Genomic DNA, 23506 nt, shown 5'->3' with positions numbered 1-23506 from the left:
TTCGTTTATTGCGTGTTGGTGTCCCTATAGCTATTTTGATGTGTGTATTATTGTGTGGTGTACACTTTATTGTGCAGGTATCTCGATTTATTTTTGAAGTACATATTTAGCAAGGACATCTTTGCCTTGATTCGTGTATACGGCATGATTAGCGTAGTCAAAGGTCAGATCAGACGAAGTGCGGTGCCATGCAGCAACGATCGCATGTGTGGTTGGATTTAAAATATACGTACGATCCAGCATTGTAATTAACAGATTGCCGTCGTTTGTATGCTGTATCCAGCTCGCATCGGCGGGGCTGCCTTTTAAGGTGGTAGAGGCTACTGGCTTTTGCGAGTTAGAGCGATACCATTTAAATATATTATGGTCGTACAGAATATAGCCTGAACCGGTGGATTGAATATGATAGTCATCGGATACGGCTTGCTTTCCGGTGATTTTGCCGTTGGCATCAAAGCGAATTAACATATTTCCTTCGTCCGGCTTATACGTACCGATTAGCACTGTTCCATCATCCAGTACAGCAATTTGATCGTCATAATGATCAAATTCGAGTATAGCCTTGTGGCTGTAGATGGAGTTTAGCTGTAGTCCATAGACGTCGACTTTTGCATTTTTTAATTGCGTTTCATTGTTTTTATAAATACTAGCATCTACAATGATACGCTTACCGCTAGCTGCCATCACAAAGCCGTTCACTATTTTTTGTTGCAGCAATTTGCCATTGGCATCATATCGCTTCAACATCGATTGCACATTGCCCTGTGAATCGGTATGAACCGCAACCGATACGAGTAGAGAACCATCCTGCATCAGACTTAAATCATAAGGAAAAGCATTTGCCATTGCAGGGAGCTTCATTGTCCAATTCACCTTTCCTGTTGGATTCAACGAGGTGAGTCTGTAGTGACCGTCAGCATATCGATTGCAAAAATAAACGGTGCCATTATTAGCATATTGTGTCACGCCAGTGTCTCCGGGTTCACCCAGATTGGTATAGCTCCACTCTAGCTTGCCATCCTTCGTACTGTAAGCATTAAAGGTATCAACCTCGTGTGTAGTATCATTTGTAGAAGGCGTAGCATGAGCATTCTGCTCGGTATGTGAAGCTTTCACATATACGAGTGATTGGGATGGGATCACCTTGATATCAGTTACTTCGGATAAATCAGGATGATCAGTGGCTGAAAAGAGTGATGTTGACCAGGAAGCAGACTTTAGTGTCGTCAACGAATCCGCTTGAGCTGCAAACGAAGGCATAGCGATCGTAATGCCAAGGATCGCAGTGAGTAGACCTGTACCGAGACGGTAGAGGCGAGGTTTATTTTTCAACATGTAATGACACCTTTCCTATTCAAGTTTCTAATTTTTATTCTGTGTTTTGACCGTAGAGATATGCTACGGACAAGCTAGTCTACTAGCAAAAAACAACAGCTTGTAATGCTCATACCTATCTATGTACGATGTTAGCTTACTGCACTTATTATAGGATACTCTGGCAAAATGATAAGGAGAAATGCGTAACAAGAGGTAACATTATTTTAAGATTTACATATAAAAGCCTGACCGTATGCTGCTGTTATTCCCTATCTATGCCGGATGTTGAAGCATTGATGGGTAGCAGGCTATACTAATGGTCAGGCTTTTGCGTTATGATTTCTGTTGTTTAGCTTCATATGGCTTCAACTATCAGAACAGCCACTATTTTTTGATCACATATTTGTATAATGTGCCATCCTTAACAGAGTACACGGTGCGATTCACATAATCGATCGGTGAGCCTAAATTCGTTGTATCGATCGTTTCTACAATCGCCAGTGTGGATGGATATACGATGTAGGTGCGGTCATCCATATTGATCATTAAATTGCCATCACTTGTGCGCATTACCCATGTGTAATCGGCTGGCGTACCTTCCAGTGTGACCGAGGTGATTGCTTTTCCAGATGACGTATTATATAGCTGTAGCGTATTATTTTCATACGTGATATAGCCCGTTCCTGTCGATTGTGTGATAGAGCCACCCGGTATGACGCGTCCCCACATGAGTTTTCCTTTAGGATCAAAGCCAAACAGCTTATTGCCTACATCATCGATATTCGCACGGATTAAGACGGTGCCATCTTTAAGTACGAACATGGAGTCGCTTCCATCGCCATAAATATTAGATTTTGGTGGGAAGGTATAGCTATACAGGCGTTTTAGCTCCAGCCCGTACACATCCACCTGTGGGTTAGGCACCATTTCCCAGCCGTTGGCGTTTTTGTTTAGCTTGCTGGCAGCGATGAGAATGCGATTGCCTTCTGCTTTGAGCAAGGAGCCCTGAATAGGCTGTTGATTGAGTAGCTTTCCATTATTGTCGTACCGTTGGAGTGTAGAGCGAATGATTCCTTCGGAATTGACGGTACCTCGGCTAGCTATAAGCAGTGAGCCGTCCTTCATTAGCGTTATATTCGCTGCATCACTAAGCGGCTTTTCCCAGTTTAGCTTGCCTGAGGAATGGATCGAATATAATTGGTACGTACCGTCTGAATATTCGGCATACATATAAACGGTGCCGTAGCTAGTATACACGGCTTGTGTAGACAATGTGTAGGCTCCTGCTGGCTTGTGCAGGCTATAGCTCCATTGCAGCTTGCCTGTCGTGGAGCTATACGCCTTTAGTGTATCCAGATACCAGCTATTCTGCGTTTTGCCTGTAGTATTAGGAATATCCTGCTGGGTATGTACATAGACCAGCGATTTGGAGGGGACAGCATGCACATCGGTCACTCGGGACGCGAGCGCATTGTCGACTACATCTGCGAGTAATGGTGGCGATGACCATGAAGCAGGGCTAAGACGTGTGACCGTCTCTGCTGCAAATGCAGGTAAGGCAATAGACATGCCAAGTACGCCTGCAAGCAGAGCAGATGTCCAGGCATAGCTGCGATGTGAATGATGGGAAGATTTCATAATTGAATTCCGCCTTTCTGTAAAATAGGATGGGCAAAGCTAATAGCAGATCTATACGAAGCATGCCAGTAATGACATGCCATGGATATGCAAAATAAAGCTAGTGTTACAATTGAGTGTGTACGTATATTGGAACAGAGGGATGTGGTCATAATAAGTCTGCTCACCGGAAGTTCCCTATACTTTTTAACCTGAATAGTGAATGACGCAACAAACATGAATGAAATGTCATTATTTTCAAGCAAATTCGGCGGATCAAGCTGATCGTTATGGCGCTTTTTGTATAAAAATAGAAAAACAGTATTGCAGACCTATAATTTCTATGCTATTCTTACGTTAAATTATAGCTTTTACAACGGAAGCACCGTTTAAGTTACGCACCCCAAGTGCGTTATTTAAACGGTGCTTTTTTTGTTGTTGTCAAAGAAGGGGGAATATCGATGGCTCCTATACAGATGGTAGTGTGCGTCGAGGATCAAGAGTATATTGAGCTGTTGCTGCGATACATCCGTTCTAGCGAATATGCAGCACGAGTTACGATTCGGGCATTTTCTGAGGTCGCCATGTTTGTAGAGTATATGCAGGATGGTCGTTATAAAGGGCTGGTTGCTGCTGAGGATGCATTTTTGGAGCCATGGCGTGCGAATGAGCAGGGCGGCGCTATACGCTGGGTACGATTAGGTGAGCATGACCAGCAGCAGGCGGACGGACATACCATTGCTAAGTATCAGCCGCTGCATCATTTGATGGAGCAATTATGTAATTTTACAGGGCGAACGGTGATCGAATCGCCGCGTGAAGCAGGCAGAGCGTGGGTTACCTGTCTGTATTCAGCCGTTGCAGGCAGTGGGAAATCGGTGACAGCTATGAATATGGCAAAGCAGCTTGGGCTGAAAGGACAGTCGGTATTTTATCTAAATCTGGAGGCAGCAAGTAGTGTCAGCCTGCTACAGCTGGAAACAGATCATAATACACCTGAATTATCACGATTACTGTATGATCTACAAGCCGCTGCGGAGCAGAAGCAAGCACCTGACGGAGCGATTACGGACTATACGGTATATGCGGAGGAAATTCGGGCAGAGACATTTATACCGCCGTCTAATTTTAATGAATGGCTACGTATGACGGCTGAAGAGACGACACTGCTGATTGATTATATCGCAGGCAGTGGTCAATACGATCACGTCATTATCGATTGTGAATCTGGCTGGGCAGAACGCGTGCAGGCTGCGCTGAACGGCAGTGACCGTATCATCTGGCTATTAACGGACGATCTACCCTGCATGGCTCGAACAGAGCAGTGGCTGTCCTATTGGCAGTCATATCATGGTGAGTGGCTGGAGCAGATGGAGCCGAAGCTTTCATTTGTTATGAATCGTTACAGTGGCAATGTGATGAACACTCTACCAGCAGGTATACACCCGGAATCGACACTTCCTTATGTGCCTTCATGGAAGCAGGTTACGAGCAGTGAGCTATTATGGTGCTCGCCTATTTTCCAACGAGATATTTTGAAGCTATGCCGCCTTGACGGGGAACGTAGTCATGAGGGTGTCTGGGCGACAGGTGGGGTGAGCATGTGACCGAGGATGTATTTATTACACTGCGCAATGAGGTTCGTTCAGGGCTGGATGTCACATTTGCTGTAGATGATCGGGAGCTGATAAGCAGGATCGAATCGAAAGTGCTTGATGAAGCACGTTATCCTGAGCTAACAGCAGGTGAACGACGCAGATTAGTACGGCAGGTATTCGATTCTTTTCGTGGACTCGATATTTTGCAGCCGCTTGTTGATGATCGCAGTGTCACGGAAATTATGATTAACAGTCATGAGGATATTTTTATTGAGCGACATGGACAGGTGCTACGAAGTGAGTCTGTGTTTGAATCGCCAGAGCGACTGGAGGATATTATTCAGACAATTGTGGCAGGTGTGAACCGTGTTGTGAATGAATCCTCGCCGATCGTGGATGCACGTCTGCCAGATGGCTCACGTGTCAATGTGGTACTACCGCCAGTAGCGCTCAAAGGGCCGACGATGACGATTCGTAAATTTCCAGAGAATCCGATGACGATGGAGGATCTGGTACGGATTGGCGCACTTGATGCTACAGCTTCAAGTCTGCTGCAAACGCTGGTACGTAGTAAATTTAATGTTTTTATCGGAGGAGGAACAGGCTCGGGTAAAACGACTTTTTTAAATGCACTATCCCAGTATATTCCGCCGGATGAGCGAGTGATTACGATTGAGGATTCTGCGGAGCTACAAATTCGCACTGTACCTAATCTAGTATCGCTGGAAACTCGCAATGCCAATACAGAAGGCAAAGGGGAGATCGGTATTCGTGATCTGATTCGATCCTCGCTGCGTATGCGACCGAACCGTATTATCGTCGGTGAGGTTCGTGGTGCAGAAGCATTGGATATGCTACAGGCGATGAATACAGGTCACGATGGATCACTCTCGACCGGTCACGCGAACAGCTCACGTGATATGCTGAGTCGTTTAGAAACGATGGTACTCAGTGGAGCAGAGCTACCGATTCAGGTCGTACGGCAGCAGATTAGCTCGGCGATTGATATTTTTGTGCATTTATCACGATTGCGTGATCGTTCTCGGCGTGTAGTCGAGATTTCGGAAGTGCGCGGTATGATCGATGGCGAGGTTGTATTGAATCCTCTATTTCTATTTGAAGAACAAGGCGAACGCGAAGGCAAAATTGTAGGTCAGCTAATGCCGACGGGGAATCTACTGATTCATACGGATAAGCTACGCGCGGCTGGTGTAGAGGAATGGAGACGGCTGGCTGCTATGGGCAATACCGAGTATACCGCTAATGTCTGATCAGAAAGGAGGAGCCTCACATGAGTAGGAATAGTCGTTCTTCTTTAGGAAGAACGCCAACCAATCAACCAATCAATCAGTCGATCAAGTCTCATCCCACACGACCGCCTATCAAGCAGGCTGTTGCTGAACGACCGCATGGAGCTACCTCAGCACCTGCGCTGGTCAATTACACCACCTACCAGTTAAGTGTTGTACAGCGAGTTAGCTGCATGATCATATGTGGAGCGATCTTTGCGCTGGTCGGTTATCTGTTTTACCACAGCTGGATTGTAGGCATTATGCTGGCGAGCGCAGCCTGGTTTATGCCGCGCTTACTACGCAAATACTTAATTGAGCGAAGGCAGAGCGCACTCAGTGCTCACTTCAAGCAAGCACTGTATTCTTTATCTTCATCATTAGCAGCCGGTCGTTCGGTTGAAAATGGTTTTCGGGAAGCGGCACAGGATTTGCGTATGCTATATCCAGATGGCGATAACGATATGATTCGCGAGCTAACGATCATTACAACGAGATTGGATTATGGGCAACCGATTGAGGAGGCGTTGGAAGATTTTAGCGTTCGCGCTGCCAGTGAGGATATTGCCAATTTTGCAGATGTGTTTGTGACATGTAAGCGAACTGGCGGTGATCTGGTGGAGGTTGTGCGCAAAACGTCGACGATTATTGGTGAGAAGCTGGACATTCAGCAGGATATAACAGTAATGATTTCGCAGAAGAAATTCGAGTCTTACATATTGATGGCGACACCGTTTATATTTTTGATTTTTTTGAATGTAGTAGCTGGTGATTTTATGCAGCCGCTATATGGCAATCCAATAGGTATCGTTGTATCTACCATTTGCTTGCTAGCTTTAACCGGCTGTTTTGCATTGATTCGTAAGTTTATGAATATCCGGGTGTAATGGATAAGGCTAAATCGGCATTGAAGGGAGGTGAATCAACTGATAGGAGTGTGGCTGGAGGGATTGATTGCGGCTTCGCTAATAGTGGGCTGGATTGTATTGTACCAGAGCGCCGATGAGAAGCATAAGCAGCTAGCGGAGGTACCATTTGACATGATCAAGCTAAGGAGATTTACGCCTGCATGGCTGGTACTGTTGGAGAAGGTCCGGTTTGTAGCTCGCTTTCCCGGTATATTTTATCGTGTTCAAAGCCATATTCAAAAAGGATTCGGGGTCCATTTGAGCGGAGAACGGGCACTATTATACATTGCCGAAATGACAGGCTACTGCTGGCTGTTACTGACCGGTGGCTGCATCGTATCAGCGCTAAACGGTGGAAGTATAACCTGGCTTGCACTATGCATATTGCTTGCAGTCGTATTACCAGCTTCGCTTGTACGCGATTTGCAAAAGAAGGTGCAGGAACGCGAGCAAGAGATTTTGATGGAATTACCAGAGCTACTGAACAAAATCGTGTTGCTGGTTGGAGCTGGGGAAACGGCGCAGCGAGCGATTACGCGCTGTGTACAGCGCAAGCAGGCAAGTGCATCGACCCATCCACTATATCGTGAGCTATTCCAGATGCTTAATGAGCTAGAAAATGGATATCCATTTCAACAGGCATTAGAGTCGTTCAGCAAGCGCTGCGGGGTGCAGGAGGTGTCTGTATTTACGACGACCGTGCTGCTTAACTTCCGCCGTGGTGGTGGAGAATTCGGACTGGCATTACGTGAGCTGTCTCGCACATTATGGGATAAACGTAAGGCGGTCAGCCGTATGCGAGGGGAGCAGGCATCCTCTAAGATGGTGCTGCCGATGGTCATGATTTTTTTGATTGTAATGATTCTAGTTGGAACGCCAGCATTTATGATGATGAATATGTAGGAGGAATAATACATGAAAAACGTACTTACCCAATCCTGGAATGGAATGAAAAGCTTTTGGAAGCAGGAAGATGGTATTGGCACGCTGGAAATGGTGCTGATCGTAGCGGTTATTTTGATCATTGCATTAGCGTTTAAAAAGAAAATTAAAGATGTTGTAGATGGGATGCTTGAATACATGGGCAATAAAAGTGAAGAGTTTAAAAACTAACTCTGCCATGACAAAACAAAGATTTTGGAGAAATACGCGTGGGAGCTTCACCATTGAAGCTTCCATCGTGTTTCCAATCATACTGTTTACGACGTTGCTGCTGATGTTCTTTTGTATGTATTTATATCAAAATACGATGCTCAAGCAAGCCGCCTCTAAAACATCGGAGCGTGCAGCCTATTCCTGGGACAACAGCTACAAAAGTCCGAATAATGGCGCATTTGCAGAGGGTGAAAATGATGGCTTGTATTGGCGACTCACTCAAGATGAGATGCTGAGCAAGCTATTTGGATGGGCAGGTGCAGAAAATGGTGCTGAAGTTTCCATTCCAGGAGGAAGCGGCGGATCATTACCAGAGAAAAAGCTATCTGCCGCTGCCTCCTGGGTTCCTGGTGAAATGAGTGGAAATATCAAGTATGACAATGGGATGCTTGTTCGTTCGGTTGAAACCAATTTATCGCGTCCTATTTCCTTTCCAGCTCTTGAACGGCAATTGCATAAACCGCTTCGTTCCGAGATCGGAGCAGGCTCGGTCATTGTAGAGCCTGTTGAGTATATTCGTAACATAGAGCTGATGCGATATTATGCTGCCAAGGCAGCAGGCGTAGCTGGCCCTGCACTCCAGCTGGATAAAGCCGGAGCGATTTTAAAGTGGTTTGGCTTATAGGTGATAGCTGATTAAGCGGTGAATAGCAAAATACAAATGTCTGAATGATGGAAATGCTTAGTGGAGGAACTATGGGGAGAAAACGACGTTCAGCTCGCAAATGGCGAGACTGGGTGAGCTCGCTGCGGCACAGAGCGACAGATGCTCGTGGTGCGGTCACTATTTTTATGATTGTTGTGCTTGCCGGTGTGTTTTTGTTTACAGCGGTATTTATTGATTATGCGCGCATTGCGGCGATGCAGGTGCAGGCGGAGCGATTAACACATGCTCTACTGCGCTCCGTGATGTCGGCGTATGAGCCAGAGTTTCAGTCTGGCTATGGTCTATTCGCTTTTGGGGAAAGTGATCCGAACAAATTATTGGATATCGCTGCGGCTGACAATCTGAGTTACACCGATCTGGATAACAGCTTCAATCTGATTCCACTACAAGTTGGTGATACCTCAATCGCGATGAGTCGTCCGCTCGGCAAATATGATGTATTCAACCAGCAGGTGCAGGAAGAGATGAAGTATAAAGCACCGATCGATTTTACAGTTGAGGTTGTCGAGAAGCTACGTGGCATGTCAATCATCATGAAGGAAACCACACAGACGGTAGATGTGTTGAACAAGGTTCGGGTTCCTTATGAAAAGAGAGAAAAAGCGATTGACGATCTGATTGCTCTGCAAAAGAAGACGGCGCTGGACGTGAAAGAACTCGCTAAAATGGTCATGCATCCAGCGGCAAATCGTATTGCATCTAAAAATATCGGCTCGATTCAATCGCTTGCTGATATCGCGGCGCAGTTTAGCGACTATGCAAGCAAAATCGCTGAGGATAAAAAGCGTAAAAAGAACAAGAAATCAGCTATTCATACAGAAAAGATAGCAAAATACAAAAGCAATGCGTCAAGTCTAATCAGTAAAGTGATGCCCAAAGCTGGTCTGCTAGTCATTCAACACGGAGCTACATATAAAGACGCGGCTGCTCTAATGCAAACCATTCGTGAAGAGAACCAAAAGATTATTACGATCATTAAAGAAGCGAAAAGTCGAGCAGCGAATGCTGCTTATGATCGCGTTAGTAACACACATACGCCTGGTAGTACCAACACATCTGCAAATTCATCAGCCGAGGCGCAAATTGCCGAGCTGCGCAAAAATCTGGAGCAGCTGGTACTGCCTGAAGAATTGATGAATCGAATGGAATCAACGTATACGAGTCAGCAGACCGACTATGCGGCAATCAGACAAGCTGTGCAGGTTGCTACAGGTGAAGCACAGCAGCAGGTTGCACGAACATCCGGTAGTGCTTCGGTATTAGAATCAAAAACGATCGCTGCTGCCAGACTGCTGGATCGGTATCTGCAAGCGTATATGGGTAAGCCAGAATCACCTTCTGGTGCACTAGGCAAAATTGAACAGGATGTATCTACTGCTCGCGCAGGGACGGATACCGTAGCAGCTAATGAAAAAAAGGCAAAGCAATCGATGAAAAAAGCAACTGCTATGATTGCTACCATTGCTGCACTGGGAGCAGGCGCACAAGCAGCTAATGTTAGCTTTGATGAGGTGGATGGCTATTACAAATCCAACCTGGAGTTTAACCGGGCTGTCGGCGGTGGCTCTAACGCCGAGAAATCACTGAATAGCGATCCTTACGATGAGAGTCAGGAATCGATGAACACGATGGATATTTTATTTGGTGGTATCTCTGATGTGCTGATGAAGAGTCGAAATGAATTTTTTATGAATGAATATGCGATTCATTATTTTGAGCCGTTTGATGTAATGATGTGGGGAAACTTGCTTGATTCAGTAAAACAACGTGATGCGTCATTGGCAGGCGACTTTCCGATTGATGATCTAATGAACAGTGGCAGTGCAGAAGAAGCACTGACGATGCTAACAATAGATCAGCAGCAGCTGGAATATATCGTGTACGGCTTCAATGGCCCCGTTGCCAATCTAACAGCCGCATATACCGAAATCTTTGGTGTACGACTGGCGATTCGTACGGCTGAGGGCTTAGTGAAAAATGCACGACTGGGACATCCCCTTGCAGTGCTGGCAGCTGGGATCGCTTACGGTGTAGAGCGTGCCGTTATGGATATGTTTGATTTGTTTAGCAAAGGACATACGGATCTATCGGATTATTTGAAGGTGGAGTTTGAGTATCGTGATTATTTGCGACTATTTTTACTGCAAACGAATAATGAGAAAAAGATGTCTCGAATGCTGGCACTTATTCGCTATAACACAAAAATCAATCCACAGGAACGAGATACGTATGCAACTGCATATGTGCGCACAGGGATGAAGGTATGGTTTTTGCCGGGCATTACGAAAATGCTACGTTCCGGTTATAACAATAGTTCAGTAGAGCAGGGTGTATATTATGCGGATCAACAGGCAGATTACAGTTATTAATCCGGTGAAAAGGCTACGACGTGAAGAAAAGGGTAGCATCGTCTTAGAAGCAGCGATGGTACTTCCGATCTTTCTGTTTGTTACTATTTTTCTCGTATATATCGTACAGATGACATTGCTATCCACCGCTCTGAATAACACCGCATCGGATACTGCAAAGTATGTGGCGACACATATGTATCCGGTAAAAATAGCAGCACAGGCGGTGGATAATGCTCCTATTATGCAGAAGCTAAGCCTGACCGATCTTGCAGCAAAGTATAGCTCAGTCTTTCCTTCGCCGTTAAATGATTGGATTCAGGATGCGGCAAGTACAGGGGATACTCGACTTCGTCAGCTTAAAAATCAGGCTGCCGCAGCGGTACTTGATTCATCGATTAAACCGCTTATTGAGCAGGTGTCTTCGGATAATGGTCTCGATTATAATCGTATCCATGTAACCGAGGTGACAGTACCGGATTTTTCAGGTGATCCTTATTTTGGAGTGGAGCTAAGTTATGAGCTTCCATTCAAGGTGCCACTTATTTTCAAGCCAATTGTATTACAAGCGCGTGCTACAGAACGTCTCTGGATCGGGGATACTGGAGAGGGTGAAGCAGCCTCCAGTGATGATAGTAAGGAGGAAACAGGCGTACGTGTCGTGTCTGTACCGCATCCTGCACATCCTGAATCGCTCATTTCTATTGCAGCCACAGCGCCTGCCAATTCACGTGTGAAGCTAGAAGTCCACTATAAAAGTGGGGTTAGCACTGCACAGGGGCTAGGAGAAGCGGTCGCTGATGCGAATGGCAATCTGATCTGGACGTGGAAAATTCCTTCTTCCGCTTCGGCAGGCTGGGCAACGTATGTACTGACGACAGAAGACGGGCAAAAAATCCGCGGTACATTTGAAATTGCTACGTACGATGGTCGTCCAGTCGTCTCAGGTGCCCTAGGAACAGGAGCTTATCCGATACCCTAATTCGTAATAGGAGCAGTACGAGTGGGTACTGACTGTGATGCACATCGAATAGCGAAGCGGTGAAAATGGCAAGAATGTCATTTTCGTGAGTAAAGGAGTTAACTGAAATGGAAATGATATTTATAGGTAGTGGAGTCTTTATTTTATGGGCATGCTGGACCGATATCCGCGCACGCAAAATTCCAAATCTGCTTAATCTGATCTTTGCACTCACAGGAATCATATATCACACTGTTGATGCGGGCTGGGAGGGAGCCTGGTTTGCTGGTAAAGGCATGCTGCTAGGCTTCGGAATCATGCTGCTGTTATATATTATGCGAGCGGTTGGCGCAGGTGATGTCAAGCTATTTGCAGGAATTGGCGCATGGTTTGGATTAGCGATGACGGCGCAGGTGATGATGTATTCCATTTTGTTTGCTGGCTTGATCGGTATTGTGATTATGATCTGGCGTCGCGAAACGATTGTACGTATGCGAACCGTATTATGGCGTATTACAGGAGCTTTATTGTGGAAGCAACCGATCCGACCTAACCAGGCAGAGCATCAGCAATATTTAACGTTTCCATTTATGACAGCGGTATTGCCCGGGGTGGTTTTCTGCTATCTATATGTGTGAAATGACGAGACTAGAGAAATTATAGAATGAAGAAATAAAGCAATAAAAGAATAAAAACTCAAGTGATTGTTGATCACGAAAGATTGGAATGGAGTTAGGAGGGAATTGTGTTTATGGGTAGTGCATTAACACAGGATTTTATTCAGGATGGTAAAACATTCATGATTATTGATCGGGAGCAAGGCTTCGCGTCTGGCGAGTTAAGCCGCACGCAAACCGGTATGATGCTATCGAGTCGTATACAGGGTGTATTGCAATTGCATTTGCATGAACTAAACATGAAGTCACAGCTACGCTACGATATTACAGGTAAACGGATGCTCAAGCATTGCCTGCAAAGTGAAGCGATTGGTATTGCTGAATATTTAGGGTTGTTATTGCAGCTTGTATCGACGCTGGAAGAGAGCAGTCAGTATATGCTGTCATTATCTAATTACATTTTGGATGAAGATTATATGTTTATCGACGGTACATTACAGGCTGGGCGATTATATATCGCGTATGTACCTGTTACAGAATCACTGGCAGATGAGCCGGTACAGGAGCATATTGCTCAGCTGGCTTCGCAATGGGTCGCGGCCGTTCGAGAGCTTCATGGCAATATCGTACAGCAGATTTTGCGTTACTGTCAGGAGCAGTCGTTTACACTGGCTGGCTTAAAGCAATTATTGCTGCATCAGCTTGTAGGAGGAACAATGGCTACAGAGCGGCAAAATCCTACATTTGAAGCATCTTATCCACCACGTCCGGGTGACCGGGATTGGGCAGCCGCTACCTATGAAGGAGCAATGTCAGCAGGAGGACAAGCTGCTGATTACAATAATACGGGTCAGGGATTTTCCAGCGCGTCTTCGCAGGGCTATGCTACCAATGAAGCGCAATACGCTCATCCAGCTGGCGCACGAGAAGTACGACGTGAACAAGCAGCTCATGCGCAGGGAGCTAGAGTAGATTGGCAGACACAGGCAGCATTTAAGCCTACACAGGGGATTGGCGGTATGTCATCTGCTGGTAGTATGGCTTCAGTTCAACAGGAAAGTAAACCCAAGCGAGCACTATTTAATACGAAAAAAAAGCAGGCTTTAGTGAATAGCAATCCAGATTATCAGGATACAGGAGATATGGAGCAAGAGCCCAAGAAGCTTCCATCCTCGTATCGGACGTATTTGCTGGCAGGTAGCGCTTTGTTAATTGCAATGATCTGGCGTTATGGTTATTTAGAGCATGGCAATGATCTCATGTTATATGGTTGCTCGGCATTAACGATTACAGTTGTACTGACGATCTATCTGATACTCAAAGGTAAAATTTCAATCGGTCCCAAAAGTAATTCGGCTATTGAGCCTGTCAACGTCCATTCCGCAGATGCATCTACTGCTGCGCCGCTTAAATCAGGACGCTTTGGAAGTAAAGCTAAGCAAGAGGCAGAAGCTTATGGGCAAGAGCAATGGCGCTGGAATAAAGAATCGATTACAGCTTCACCGATAAATCATCCAGCAGCGGCGATGCCGAATAGTGGAAGTGACGTACCACATTTTACTAGCAATTCTGCTCCATCACAGGAGTCTGTCCAGCAAAGAGAACGTAGCATCGCGGAATTATTTGGTTCGTTTGCACATTCGTCCTCTCGAAATAAACATGACAACGCAGGTGGAATCGAACATAATGGCTATGGGAATCGTAATGATCAGGTATCTGCTATGAAGACAGAGGCAGGATCAGCAGCGATGAATTTTGATTCAATCAATTCCCAATCTGCTAGTACAACGCGCGCATCAGATGAATATGGGAATTCGTATGGCAACTTTTCTGTAGAAGCTCGTCAGTTTGAAAATCAAGCAGCAGGCTATGCGAATCATGCTCCTACCGAGACATTATCTTCTCATATGGCAACTGTATTGCTCGATGAGCGTGACACCTCGAACCCGACATCTATGAGCGAAAATGTCTGGAATGGTTATTTGGAACGTCGTGATAAGGAGGGAGGGAGCAATGAGTCGATTCGTCTGCGTAAGGGAAGCTTTATCATTGGGCGTGCAGAGGATGGTGTGCACTACCATGAAAAATCGGTAGGCACCTCACGTAATCATGTAGAGCTGGAAGTACGTCAGGGACAGGTATTTATTAAAGACCTTGGTTCACGTAACGGTACACAGCTTAAAGGAGAAGCACTCGTTCCATATAAATCGTATCCAATGCAGGATGGAGATAGCTTTACTATAGCTAGAGCATTGTATACACTTCGGCTAACTAGCTGATATGAACTGTCTTGGAGTTGGAGTATTCAGTTAGTGGTCAAAAGCAATAAGGTAGCAATCCATGTAGAAGTACTCTATAGAAGTGTTATGTAGCTAAAACAAATAGAAGTGAGATAGAAACGTAGAAGTGCTATAGCAATGAATTAGCATTGAAGTAGAAATAAAGCAGAAATACTAACAGCAATAAAAAACGTGAAGATAGCAAAATTAGTAAAGTACTAGAAGTACTAGAAGTACTATAAGTACTATAAGTACTATAAGTACTATAAGTACTAAAGGCGTTACAACTAGTAAAAGCGGTAACAGAAGTAAGAAGAAGTGCGAAGAATTAAAAAGCATAACTAGCAAATATAACACAAAAGTTGATCACAGCAAAAAATAGCAAGCTTCCCAATAAAGATACAACGTAGCAACAAACTATAACCAATAAGCCATACTGAATAATAATGACAGAACCACAGAACTACAAAACTACAAAACTACCACTGACTCAAACAAGTGAAATCACAAAAACAATACCCGCAATTTGAAATCGATTCTAAACATGCTTGTGCAGAACGATTTCATCTATTGCGGGTTATTGTGACTTTTCAGAGTAATATCGAATGGTACTATTGCGATTGATCGGTACCATACCCAATCGTAAGCCGAGTCAAATTACACATCCACTCAACTTCTCAATATCATCAAGCGGATCATACATAGCTCAAATCACACCACACATGCATGCATACATACATACACACACACACACATAAATTTATTCATTCTCACGCACGCTTATTTTTGTGAACAGCAACTTCCTTCCCTTCCAGTTCAGCAATCGCTGAGCGCAGATCAGGGTAGTGGAATGTAAACCCATGATCCAATGCCTTTTGTGGGATAACGCGTTGACCTTGGAGTAGGATAACAGACATTTCACCAAGCACAGGCTTAATAGCGAATGAAGGCACATGGAACCAGTGTGGACGATGCATCACTTTGGCAAGGGTGGCGCCGAACTCTGCGTAACGCACAGGGCCTGGAGAGGAAGCATTTACCGGACCTTCTACTTCTTTATTTTGAATACAAAAATCGATTAAGCGCACCATATCATCAATATGAATCCAGGATACCCATTGATGACCGGAGCCGATTTTTCCACCAGCATATAGCTTATATGGCAGGCTCATTAGTGGATAGGCGCCGCCATCTTTTCCCAGCACCAGGCTGATGCGTAGCTTGATCAGACGAACGTCCTTAATACTATCTGCAACAGCTTCCCATTGCTCGGCTAAGCTGGAAGGGAAGTTCATCGTACGTCGTTCACTGCTTTCGTCAAAGGTTTCCTCGTCGGATGTACCGTAGATCGCCATAGCGCTCGCTTGCACGACAACCTCTGGTTTGTGTTGTAGCTTTTCAAGTGCTTTGGAAACGATATTGACGGTACGCATTCGGGATTCGACCAGATCCAGCTTGGTTTTTGTTGTCCAACGCTGATTGAGCGATTCGCCGGATAGATTCACCAGCGCATCAACACCTTCGATCTTTTCTGGACGTTGCTCCAGATCATCCCACGTCATATAGTGAACACGTTCTGCACTAGAGCGTTCTGGTGTCAGATGCCGGGTGACGATGATGACCTCGTGTCCTTCATTCAGCCAGTATGGAACAAGATGCTTGCCGACAAAGCCTGTACCGCCGCAAATTACAATTTTCATAGCAATTCCCCCTTGGTCAGATCATAGATATGGATAATGATGCAATGTACGAATAAGGATTCATTTCAAGATGCAATGATTCATGGTTAAGCGGATTCGCCGATCATCGAAACGCGATCATATGGGGTAGAATACGTTAATCATAAGGTAAGAAGATGTTGGGGTTGTGTCAATCTATCCATTGCAGAGGATATTCTGCAAACCTGCAATCGTATGAGCTTGCTTACCGAAACGCGTGCAATTATAGGATGTCTTATTATGTATTACCCATGAATGGGGGCTACTGACCTGTTATTCTATTTATCATTTCTTCATCGAGGATTTCTAGCTTTCTGGGACTATTCACGTTAAAATAGGTGAGATTCAACTGGCGCTTTTATGAAGTGGCATACGGGTAAGTGTAGAGTATGCTATACGTTTTGCTGGGCATATGTATGTGTACATCAGGGAATTACAGATTAAGGAACTAGAATATGCTATGAGGTTAAGTTCTATATGAAGTAGCATGATACCATGCCATTTGCACGCCAGCTATATGAATGAGAAGTATCGCCAGTAAGGACAGAGTAGCTTTCACCAAGGAGGAAAAGAACGTGTTGAAAATTGGTTCTCATGTATCGTTTTCAAATAAAGGTCTGCTCAGTGCAGCAACTGAGGCAGATCAATATGGATCAAGCTCGTTTATGATCTATACAGGCGCACCGCAAAACACGCGCCGTAAACCGATGGACACGATGTTCATCGAAGAAGGTAAAGCGAAAATGGATGCAATGGGCGTTGAGGAAATTGTTGTCCATGCACCGTATATCATCAATCTTGGCTCGTATAAAGAAAATACGTATGAGCTGGCTGTAAACTTTTTGCAGGAAGAAATTCATCGTACGCATGAAATTGGTGTACGCAATATTGTTCTGCATCCAGGTGCTTTTACCGATATGGATGCTGAGTATGGCATCAAACGAATCGCGGCAGGTTTGGAGCAGGTTCTGGCTGGCGTACGCGAAACAGATGTAAATATCGCACTTGAAACGATGGCTGGTAAAGGAACAGAAATTGGGCGTAGCTTTGAAGAGATCGCTCGTATTATGGATCTTGTGCCGCACAATGAGCGTCTGACCGTATGCTTTGATACCTGTCACACGCATGATGCAGGCTATGATCTGGTGAACAATCTGGATGGCGTGCTGGATGAGTTTGACCGAACCGTTGGGCTTGATCGTATCGCTGTTGTGCACGTGAACGATAGTAAAAATCCAGTTGGCGCAGGTAAAGACCGCCATACTCCGATCGGCTCGGGTTGGATTGGCTATGAGGCGATTCAGCGTGTTGTGCACCATGAGAAGCTGAAAAATCGTCCATTCATTCTGGAAACGCCTTGGATCGGAAAAGATGCGAAAAAACAGCATCCGATGTATGAGATTGAAATTGCGTTGCTGCGTGGTGATGTGGCTGGACGCTTTGGCAATGAGTTTGTTGACGATGTGGGCAAGCTGCACCAATTCTTTGATGGAAAAGGAATCGATGCACGTACTTATGTGCTCGATACGTGGGCAGTGCTGAAAAACGATGCGAAAGCACGTAAAGCCGATCCGCGTGAGCCGCTGGAGCGTCTGTATGATCTAGTCGCGGAAGAAGGCCTGTTTACTACACTGCGTGAAGAGCAGATCAATTCGCGTCTGATTGCCTGGCTGGCAGGAAAACAATCACTGTAAGTGTTTCTTTATACTTGCACTGAATATTCTCTACACTATTCTTTATTCATATTCTAATAATCCCGGTAAACGCCGGGATTATTTTTTGCATGTTCTTTTTCGCTTTAATGCGGTATATTAGGATAGTCGATTTCTGGCCTATAAGCAAGAAATCTATTTACTTTGCGTGGCATATCACATAGATTGTAATATAAGATATTTTGCCATATCGGCTAATTGGATGCAGTGGACGGTTAGTGTTTGGAATAAGAACATACTGGAGCTGCTGAATAAAGAGCGAGTGGACGATCAGAATACGAGTCACTATAGCATGGTGAGGAAGCACAGAGACGAATAAGCTCAGATACGAACAGTAGAGCGAGTTATCTATCAAAGCGGCATCTTTGCTTAGCCTTGTGTTACTAGAAGCACCCCGACTATAGACTCTGTCTGAGAAGATAATATGCCATTGTATCGTTATTTAAGGAGGATATGAATGTATTATGGAAGTACATGTTAAACAAAATCGATCTGCACGCGAACCGCAGGATAACCGTGCACGTATGCTCATCTCCTGTCCGGATGGACCGGGTATTGTAGCAGCAGTTTCTCAGTTTTTGTATGAGCACGGCGCTAATATTGTGCAATCGGATCAATATACGATGGACCCGGATGGCGGCATGTTTTTCATGCGTGTAGAGTTCGATCTGCCGCAACTGGCAGATAACCTGGAATCCTTGCAGCAGAGCTTTGAAGGTATTGCAGGTCGTTTCCAGATGAAATGGACAATCAATCAAGTAAGTCGTAAAAAGCGTCTGGCTATCTTTGTTTCTAAAGAAGATCATTGTCTGGTTGAGCTGCTCTGGCACTGGCAGGCAGGCGATCTGGATGCCGAAATCGCTATGGTTGTGAGCAACCACAATGATATGCGCAGCTATGTGGAATCGTTCGGTATTCCATTCCATCATATTCCGGTTACAGCGGATACGAAGCAGGAGGCAGAGCGCCGTCAGCTCGAAGTGATCGGTTCGGATATCGATGTGATCGTGCTGGCGCGTTACATGCAGATCATCTCGCCATCGTTTATCGAGCATTATCGTAACCGCATCATCAATATTCACCACTCCTTCTTGCCAGCCTTTGTCGGCGGTAAGCCATATGCGCAAGCTTATGATCGCGGTGTGAAAATTATCGGTGCAACAGCGCACTATGTTACCGAGGAGCTAGATGGTGGCCCGATCATCGAGCAAGACGTGCAGCGTGTGAGTCACAGCGATAACGTAAATGAATTGAAGCGTATCGGTCGTACGATTGAGCGTGTAGTACTGGCACGTGCTGTACAATGGCATGTAGAGGATCGCATTCTAGTACATCAGAACAAGACGGTTGTTTTTAACTAATTGTGCTTGAAATAGATGCATGGTAATCCAAGCTATGTTGGATAGTTTAAAAGTATAGGGATGCCAAATGCCACTCTTATAATGAGAGTGGCATTTTTATATGGATATTGAGTTTGCCACCCTCGTAGTAGACGTTAAATGAAAAGTATCCAAGCAAAGCTTAGAGCATTATCCAATGAATCTTCATTAATTCTACAAACGGTTTTAAGCTACCATCAAGCAAGTCGTGAATCTGTTTTAAATTCGTTTTAATCTTTTTCAAAATTTCTTTTAACATCACATATTAAAAGGCTCAATCAATAACACTTCCATTAATTTTACTATTGTGTAATTTTATGCTAAAATGTAAACGTTATCAAAATACATATCAAAGGAGAGCGTAACTATGAAATTTGTGAATGTAGCTTGGAAAATGCTTGTATCTTCTGCTCTAGTTGTAGGAGCACTGGCTTTCGTTTCCGCTCCAGCTTCTGTTTCAGCTGCGCAGCCAACTTTGAGTGTGCCCACAGCAAGCAAGTATGTAGAGGTTCGCTTACCCAATAATCCGGGGCCAACCTATTACTATAACCGAGGAGGATATTCTGGCACGTTAAACTATATTGCACAGGATAGCAGCGGTTATATTTTCGGTGGTTATGTATTTTCGAATTGATCGTTGAGGGTAGAATTCGATTTTAAACTTGAGGATCAATAACCAAACAACTGTAGAATAAGCATACCCATCATATACATGGGATAGCGAATTTAATGCTATAGGCTTCATCCTAAGCGTACAACAGCTAAATTCGTAACATCCAAACGATAACAGCCTTTCTTCCAACCGACGAGACGAAGCTCATCCTTCATCTGTCTGTGAGATGCAAAAGGCTGTTATTTTTTATTCCCTTTAATGCACGGTTAATATTGAAATGCTATTTTAAATGAACATGAGTCTAATCAGCATGAATTACTGCTTACATGTTCGTTTGTCCGGTGCATTTACTCGCTCACGATAAGGAGTAGACTAGACTCATCATACTAGCCGTCCACATTCCGTTTACATTCAAACCGGATCAGCCAGCTTACTTCCGCATCTGCAAGGCACCAGCAGCACCAAGCACCAGCCCATACAGCACATGCCCGCTCAGCCAGTACATATAAGCCTGCCAATCCTGCACCGCAGGCACCCGATCAGACAGCATCGTTAGTGGGAAAAATAATAACGATGAGGCGAAGCCAAGCGCCAGTCCTGCCAGCCACGGATGCTGCCAACGTGTGATCCACCATCTAAAAAGAACACCAAGCACAAGGGCAACCACTAGATGCAGCGCAAATTCTAACCATTCAGGCAAGCGCGGTGGCAATAATGGAACAAAATCAATATTCAACAATAATGTGTACACAAGTGATCCGGTACGGTACTGAATCCATTTCAATACAAGCCCGAGCACGATGCCGCTGATCAATCCAGCTAGCAATCCCTGTCTAATAATCGTACGCAAAATACAGTCCTCCTCTTTTCGTATAGGGGATATTGGGTATAAATACAGTGGAACAAAATAACGATATGGTAAACTGTCCAAACTAGTGTTACAATGGACAAAGGGTTAATAAGTCAAATTGAAAGACTCAAGGGACATATTTCATTTGAGAGGTATTCAAACGGAATAGACGATCTTGTTTCAAATGAAATAAGAGCCGAGCACCTCGCTTTACCAAGAAGAATGAGGAGGATTAACATGACTGACAAGAAACAAGAGCAAGAACAAAGCATCTCCAAATCCGAAAACTCTAACGTGGACAATCTTTCGATTTCCACAATTCGTACGCTTTCTATCGACGCAATCGAGAAAGCTAATTCTGGACACCCTGGTATGCCAATGGGCTCCGCGCCAATGGGCTACCAATTGTTCGCTAAAACAATGACACACAATCCGGCGAACCCAACCTGGGTAAACCGCGATCGTTTCGTGCTGTCTGCAGGTCACGGCTCCATGCTATTGTACAGCCTGCTGCATCTGTCCGGCTACGGTCTGGAAATGGACGAAATCAAAAACTTCCGTCAATGGGGAAGTAAAACTCCAGGTCACCCTGAATTTGGCCACACTGCTGGTGTAGATGCAACAACTGGCCCACTGGGTCAAGGTGTAGCGATGGCAGTAGGTATGGCAATCGCTGAAGCACATCTGGCAGCTACTTATAATAAAGGCAACGCTAACGTAATCGACCATTTCACTTATGCAATCTGTGGTGATGGCGATATGATGGAAGGCGTAGCAAGTGAAGCTGCTTCTATGGCAGGTCACATGAAACTGGGCAAACTGATCATGCTGTACGATTCAAACGACATCACACTGGATGGTAAAGCTAATCTGTCCTTCTCTGAAAATGTAGAAGATCGTTATAAAGCATACGGCTGGCAAGTGCTGCGTGTAGAAGACGGTAACGATCTGCCTGCAATCGAAGCGGCACTGGCAGAAGCGAAAGCTGACACTTCCCGTCCAACACTGATCGAAGTGAAAACAGTGATCGGTTACGGTAGCCCGAACAAACAAGGTATCGGCGGTCACGGCGGTACGCACGGTTCCCCACTGGGTTCTGCAGAAGCGAAGCTGACAAAAGAATTCTACGAGTGGACGTACGAAGAAGATTTCTACGTACCAGACGAAGTACGCGAACACTTTGCAAAAGTGAAAGAACGCGGCGTAGAAGCCAACAAAGCATGGAACGACATGTTTGCACAATACAAAAAAGAAAATCCAGAACTGGCTGCTCAATTTGAGTCTGCATTCTCTGGTAACCTGGCTGATGGCTGGGATAAAGAACTGCCATTCTATAGCACAGAAGACAAAGCGGTATCGACACGCGTAGCTTCTGGTAACGCACTGAATGGTCTGATCAACGGTGTTCCTCAGCTGGCAGGCGGTTCTGCTGACCTGGAGAGCTCCACAATGACTCACCTGAAAGGTCTGGACAACTTCACACCTGAAACACGTGCTGGCCGTAACATCTACTTCGGCGTTCGCGAATTCGCGATGGCTGGTGCAATGAACGGTATTGCTCTGCACGGCGGTATCAAAGTATTCGGCGGTACGTTCTTCGTATTTACCGACTACCTGCGTCCAGCTGTACGTCTGGCTGCTCTGATGGGTCTGCCTGTAACGTATGTACTGACTCACGACAGTATCGCTGTTGGTGAAGACGGTCCTACACACGAACCAATCGAGCAACTGGCTTCCCTGCGCATCATTCCAGGTCTGACTACAATCCGTCCTGCGGATGGTAACGAGACTTCGGCTGCATGGGCACACGCTGTTGAAAACAAAGGCGGTCCAATCGCACTCGTGCTGACTCGTCAAAACCTGCCAATTCTGGCTGGTACAACAGAAGGCGTACGCGAAAACATCAAAAAAGGTGCTTACGTGGTATCCGATGCTAAAGCGGGTCAACCGGTAGCGCAACTGATCGCAACAGGTTCTGAGGTTCAACTGGCTGTTAAAGCACAGGAAGCTCTTGCTGCGGAAGGTATCGAAGTTCGCGTTATCAGCATGCCAAGCTGGGAACTGTTCGAGAAACAAGATCAAGCATACCGTGATTCCGTTCTGTTGCCAGATGTGAAACCACGTCTTGCAATCGAAATGGCTCAAACCTTCGGTTGGGAGCGTTATGTGGGCGACAAAGGCGCAATCCTGGGTATTACTACCTTCGGTGCTTCCGCTCCTGGCGACCGCGTAATCGCTGAGTACGGCTTCACTGTAGACAACGTTGTACAAAAAGTAAAAGGTCTGCTGTCCTAAGCTTTTTGGAACACGCATAGAATAAATTGCTTACAAGGTGCAGAGGTGGCCAAGCGCCGCCCCTGCGCTTTTTTCTGATATATTTCAGAGCGATTGTGGATTAGATGGCAGCGCGAGGTTGTAAAATTGCTGCTGTCACAATGCCAAAGGTAATGCCATTACACATGCAGGGAGCGGAATGAC

General features: G+C 45.2%; 18 protein-coding genes. 14 read left to right on the top strand and 4 right to left on the bottom strand.

Going from position 1 to position 23506, the window contains the following annotated elements:
• Nucleotides 1-87 precede the first annotated feature (87 nt).
• Complete coding sequence (locus SK066_RS17365) at nucleotides 88-1335, bottom strand: hypothetical protein (protein WP_320542404.1); 1248 nt, start codon at nucleotides 1333-1335, stop codon at nucleotides 88-90.
• A 366-nt stretch (nucleotides 1336-1701) separates the two neighbouring features.
• Nucleotides 1702-2955 carry an outer membrane protein assembly factor BamB family protein gene (locus SK066_RS17360; RefSeq protein ID WP_320542403.1) on the bottom strand — a complete coding sequence of 418 codons (1254 nt, stop codon included), beginning with the start codon at nucleotides 2953-2955 and terminating at the stop codon, nucleotides 1702-1704.
• 440 nt (nucleotides 2956-3395) lie between these two features.
• Here SK066_RS17360 and SK066_RS17355 point away from each other — a divergent pair, with 440 nt between their 5' ends.
• The 10 genes from SK066_RS17355 (at nucleotide 3396) to SK066_RS17310 (ending at nucleotide 14756) form a co-directional block, all read left to right on the top strand.
• Entirely contained in the window at nucleotides 3396-4541 is a 1146-nt protein-coding gene (locus SK066_RS17355) for a CpaE/TadZ family protein (RefSeq protein ID WP_320542402.1), read from the top strand.
• Nucleotides 4538-5803, top strand: coding sequence for a TadA family conjugal transfer-associated ATPase (locus SK066_RS17350; protein ID WP_250342823.1), 1266 nt, complete (start codon nucleotides 4538-4540; stop codon nucleotides 5801-5803). The genes SK066_RS17355 and SK066_RS17350 overlap by 4 nt, the downstream gene beginning before the upstream one ends.
• A gap of 20 nt (nucleotides 5804-5823) precedes the next feature.
• Nucleotides 5824-6708, top strand: a complete 885-nt coding sequence (locus SK066_RS17345; protein ID WP_320542401.1) for a type II secretion system F family protein — start codon at nucleotides 5824-5826, stop codon at nucleotides 6706-6708.
• Nucleotides 6709-6747: 39 nt separating this feature from the next.
• Nucleotides 6748-7632: a type II secretion system F family protein gene (locus tag SK066_RS17340; protein WP_407673829.1), complete on the top strand. Its 885-nt coding sequence runs from the start codon at nucleotides 6748-6750 to the stop codon at nucleotides 7630-7632.
• A 12-nt stretch (nucleotides 7633-7644) separates the two neighbouring features.
• Nucleotides 7645-7842, top strand: coding sequence for a Flp1 family type IVb pilin (locus SK066_RS17335; RefSeq protein ID WP_188773721.1), 198 nt, complete (start codon nucleotides 7645-7647; stop codon nucleotides 7840-7842).
• Nucleotides 7843-7909: 67 nt separating this feature from the next.
• Nucleotides 7910-8509, top strand: coding sequence for a pilus assembly protein (locus tag SK066_RS17330; protein ID WP_229685557.1), 600 nt, complete (start codon nucleotides 7910-7912; stop codon nucleotides 8507-8509).
• Between the two features lie 71 nt (nucleotides 8510-8580).
• Nucleotides 8581-10920, top strand: a complete 2340-nt coding sequence (locus tag SK066_RS17325; protein ID WP_320542399.1) for a hypothetical protein — start codon at nucleotides 8581-8583, stop codon at nucleotides 10918-10920.
• Nucleotides 10889-11881, top strand: coding sequence for a TadE/TadG family type IV pilus assembly protein (locus tag SK066_RS17320; protein WP_320542398.1), 993 nt, complete (start codon nucleotides 10889-10891; stop codon nucleotides 11879-11881). Before SK066_RS17325 ends, SK066_RS17320 begins: the two co-directional genes overlap by 32 nt.
• 107 nt (nucleotides 11882-11988) lie before the next feature.
• Nucleotides 11989-12498: an A24 family peptidase gene (locus SK066_RS17315; protein ID WP_320542397.1), complete on the top strand. Its 510-nt coding sequence runs from the start codon at nucleotides 11989-11991 to the stop codon at nucleotides 12496-12498.
• A 113-nt stretch (nucleotides 12499-12611) separates the two neighbouring features.
• The gene (locus tag SK066_RS17310; protein WP_320542396.1) at nucleotides 12612-14756 is read left to right on the top strand and encodes a DUF6382 and FHA domain-containing protein; all 2145 of its coding nucleotides are present in this window, start codon (nucleotides 12612-12614) and stop codon (nucleotides 14754-14756) included.
• A gap of 770 nt (nucleotides 14757-15526) precedes the next feature.
• Here the strand turns inward: SK066_RS17310 and SK066_RS17305 are convergent.
• Entirely contained in the window at nucleotides 15527-16456 is a 930-nt protein-coding gene (locus SK066_RS17305) for a TIGR01777 family oxidoreductase (protein WP_320542395.1), read from the bottom strand.
• Between the two features lie 593 nt (nucleotides 16457-17049).
• Here SK066_RS17305 and SK066_RS17300 point away from each other — a divergent pair.
• From SK066_RS17300 to SK066_RS17290, 3 genes are all read left to right on the top strand, one after another.
• Entirely contained in the window at nucleotides 17050-18168 is a 1119-nt protein-coding gene (locus SK066_RS17300) for a deoxyribonuclease IV (RefSeq protein WP_320542394.1), read from the top strand.
• A 482-nt stretch (nucleotides 18169-18650) separates the two neighbouring features.
• Complete coding sequence (gene purU / locus SK066_RS17295; protein WP_188773729.1) at nucleotides 18651-19547, top strand: formyltetrahydrofolate deformylase; 897 nt, start codon at nucleotides 18651-18653, stop codon at nucleotides 19545-19547.
• A 385-nt stretch (nucleotides 19548-19932) separates the two neighbouring features.
• Entirely contained in the window at nucleotides 19933-20199 is a 267-nt protein-coding gene (locus SK066_RS17290; protein WP_320542393.1) for a hypothetical protein, read from the top strand.
• A gap of 409 nt (nucleotides 20200-20608) precedes the next feature.
• On the opposite strand, the gene SK066_RS17285 is transcribed toward SK066_RS17290, so the two are convergent.
• Complete coding sequence (locus SK066_RS17285) at nucleotides 20609-21028, bottom strand: hypothetical protein (RefSeq protein ID WP_320542392.1); 420 nt, start codon at nucleotides 21026-21028, stop codon at nucleotides 20609-20611.
• 237 nt (nucleotides 21029-21265) lie between these two features.
• On the opposite strand from SK066_RS17285, the gene tkt reads away from it, so the two are divergent.
• The gene (gene tkt / locus SK066_RS17280; protein ID WP_320542391.1) at nucleotides 21266-23323 is read left to right on the top strand and encodes a transketolase; all 2058 of its coding nucleotides are present in this window, start codon (nucleotides 21266-21268) and stop codon (nucleotides 23321-23323) included.
• The last annotated feature ends 183 nt before the right edge of the window (nucleotides 23324-23506 follow it).

Origin of the sequence: Paenibacillus hunanensis, assembly GCF_034055775.1 — a bacterium.
GTDB classification, from domain to species: domain Bacteria; phylum Bacillota; class Bacilli; order Paenibacillales; family Paenibacillaceae; genus Saccharibacillus; species Saccharibacillus hunanensis.
Note: the sequence above shows the minus strand (reverse complement) of the source record. Positions and strands in the feature narration are given on the sequence as shown.

Excerpts from the sequence above, each read along its gene's own strand:
- SK066_RS17365 (WP_320542404.1), bottom strand. The coding sequence starts at position 1,335 with ATGTTGAAAAATAAACCTCGCCTCTACCGTCTCGGTACAGGTCTACTC.
- SK066_RS17360 (WP_320542403.1), bottom strand. The coding sequence starts at position 2,955 with ATGAAATCTTCCCATCATTCACATCGCAGCTATGCCTGGACATCTGCT.
- SK066_RS17355 (WP_320542402.1), top strand. The coding sequence starts at position 3,396 with ATGGCTCCTATACAGATGGTAGTGTGCGTCGAGGATCAAGAGTATATT.
- SK066_RS17345 (WP_320542401.1), top strand. The coding sequence starts at position 5,824 with ATGAGTAGGAATAGTCGTTCTTCTTTAGGAAGAACGCCAACCAATCAA.
- SK066_RS17335 (WP_188773721.1), top strand. The coding sequence starts at position 7,645 with ATGAAAAACGTACTTACCCAATCCTGGAATGGAATGAAAAGCTTTTGG.
- SK066_RS17325 (WP_320542399.1), top strand. The coding sequence starts at position 8,581 with ATGGGGAGAAAACGACGTTCAGCTCGCAAATGGCGAGACTGGGTGAGC.
- SK066_RS17320 (WP_320542398.1), top strand. The coding sequence starts at position 10,889 with ATGCGGATCAACAGGCAGATTACAGTTATTAATCCGGTGAAAAGGCTA.
- SK066_RS17315 (WP_320542397.1), top strand. The coding sequence starts at position 11,989 with ATGGAAATGATATTTATAGGTAGTGGAGTCTTTATTTTATGGGCATGC.
- SK066_RS17310 (WP_320542396.1), top strand. The coding sequence starts at position 12,612 with ATGGGTAGTGCATTAACACAGGATTTTATTCAGGATGGTAAAACATTC.
- SK066_RS17305 (WP_320542395.1), bottom strand. The coding sequence starts at position 16,456 with ATGAAAATTGTAATTTGCGGCGGTACAGGCTTTGTCGGCAAGCATCTT.
- purU (WP_188773729.1), top strand. The coding sequence starts at position 18,651 with ATGGAAGTACATGTTAAACAAAATCGATCTGCACGCGAACCGCAGGAT.
- SK066_RS17290 (WP_320542393.1), top strand. The coding sequence starts at position 19,933 with ATGAAATTTGTGAATGTAGCTTGGAAAATGCTTGTATCTTCTGCTCTA.
- tkt (WP_320542391.1), top strand. The coding sequence starts at position 21,266 with ATGACTGACAAGAAACAAGAGCAAGAACAAAGCATCTCCAAATCCGAA.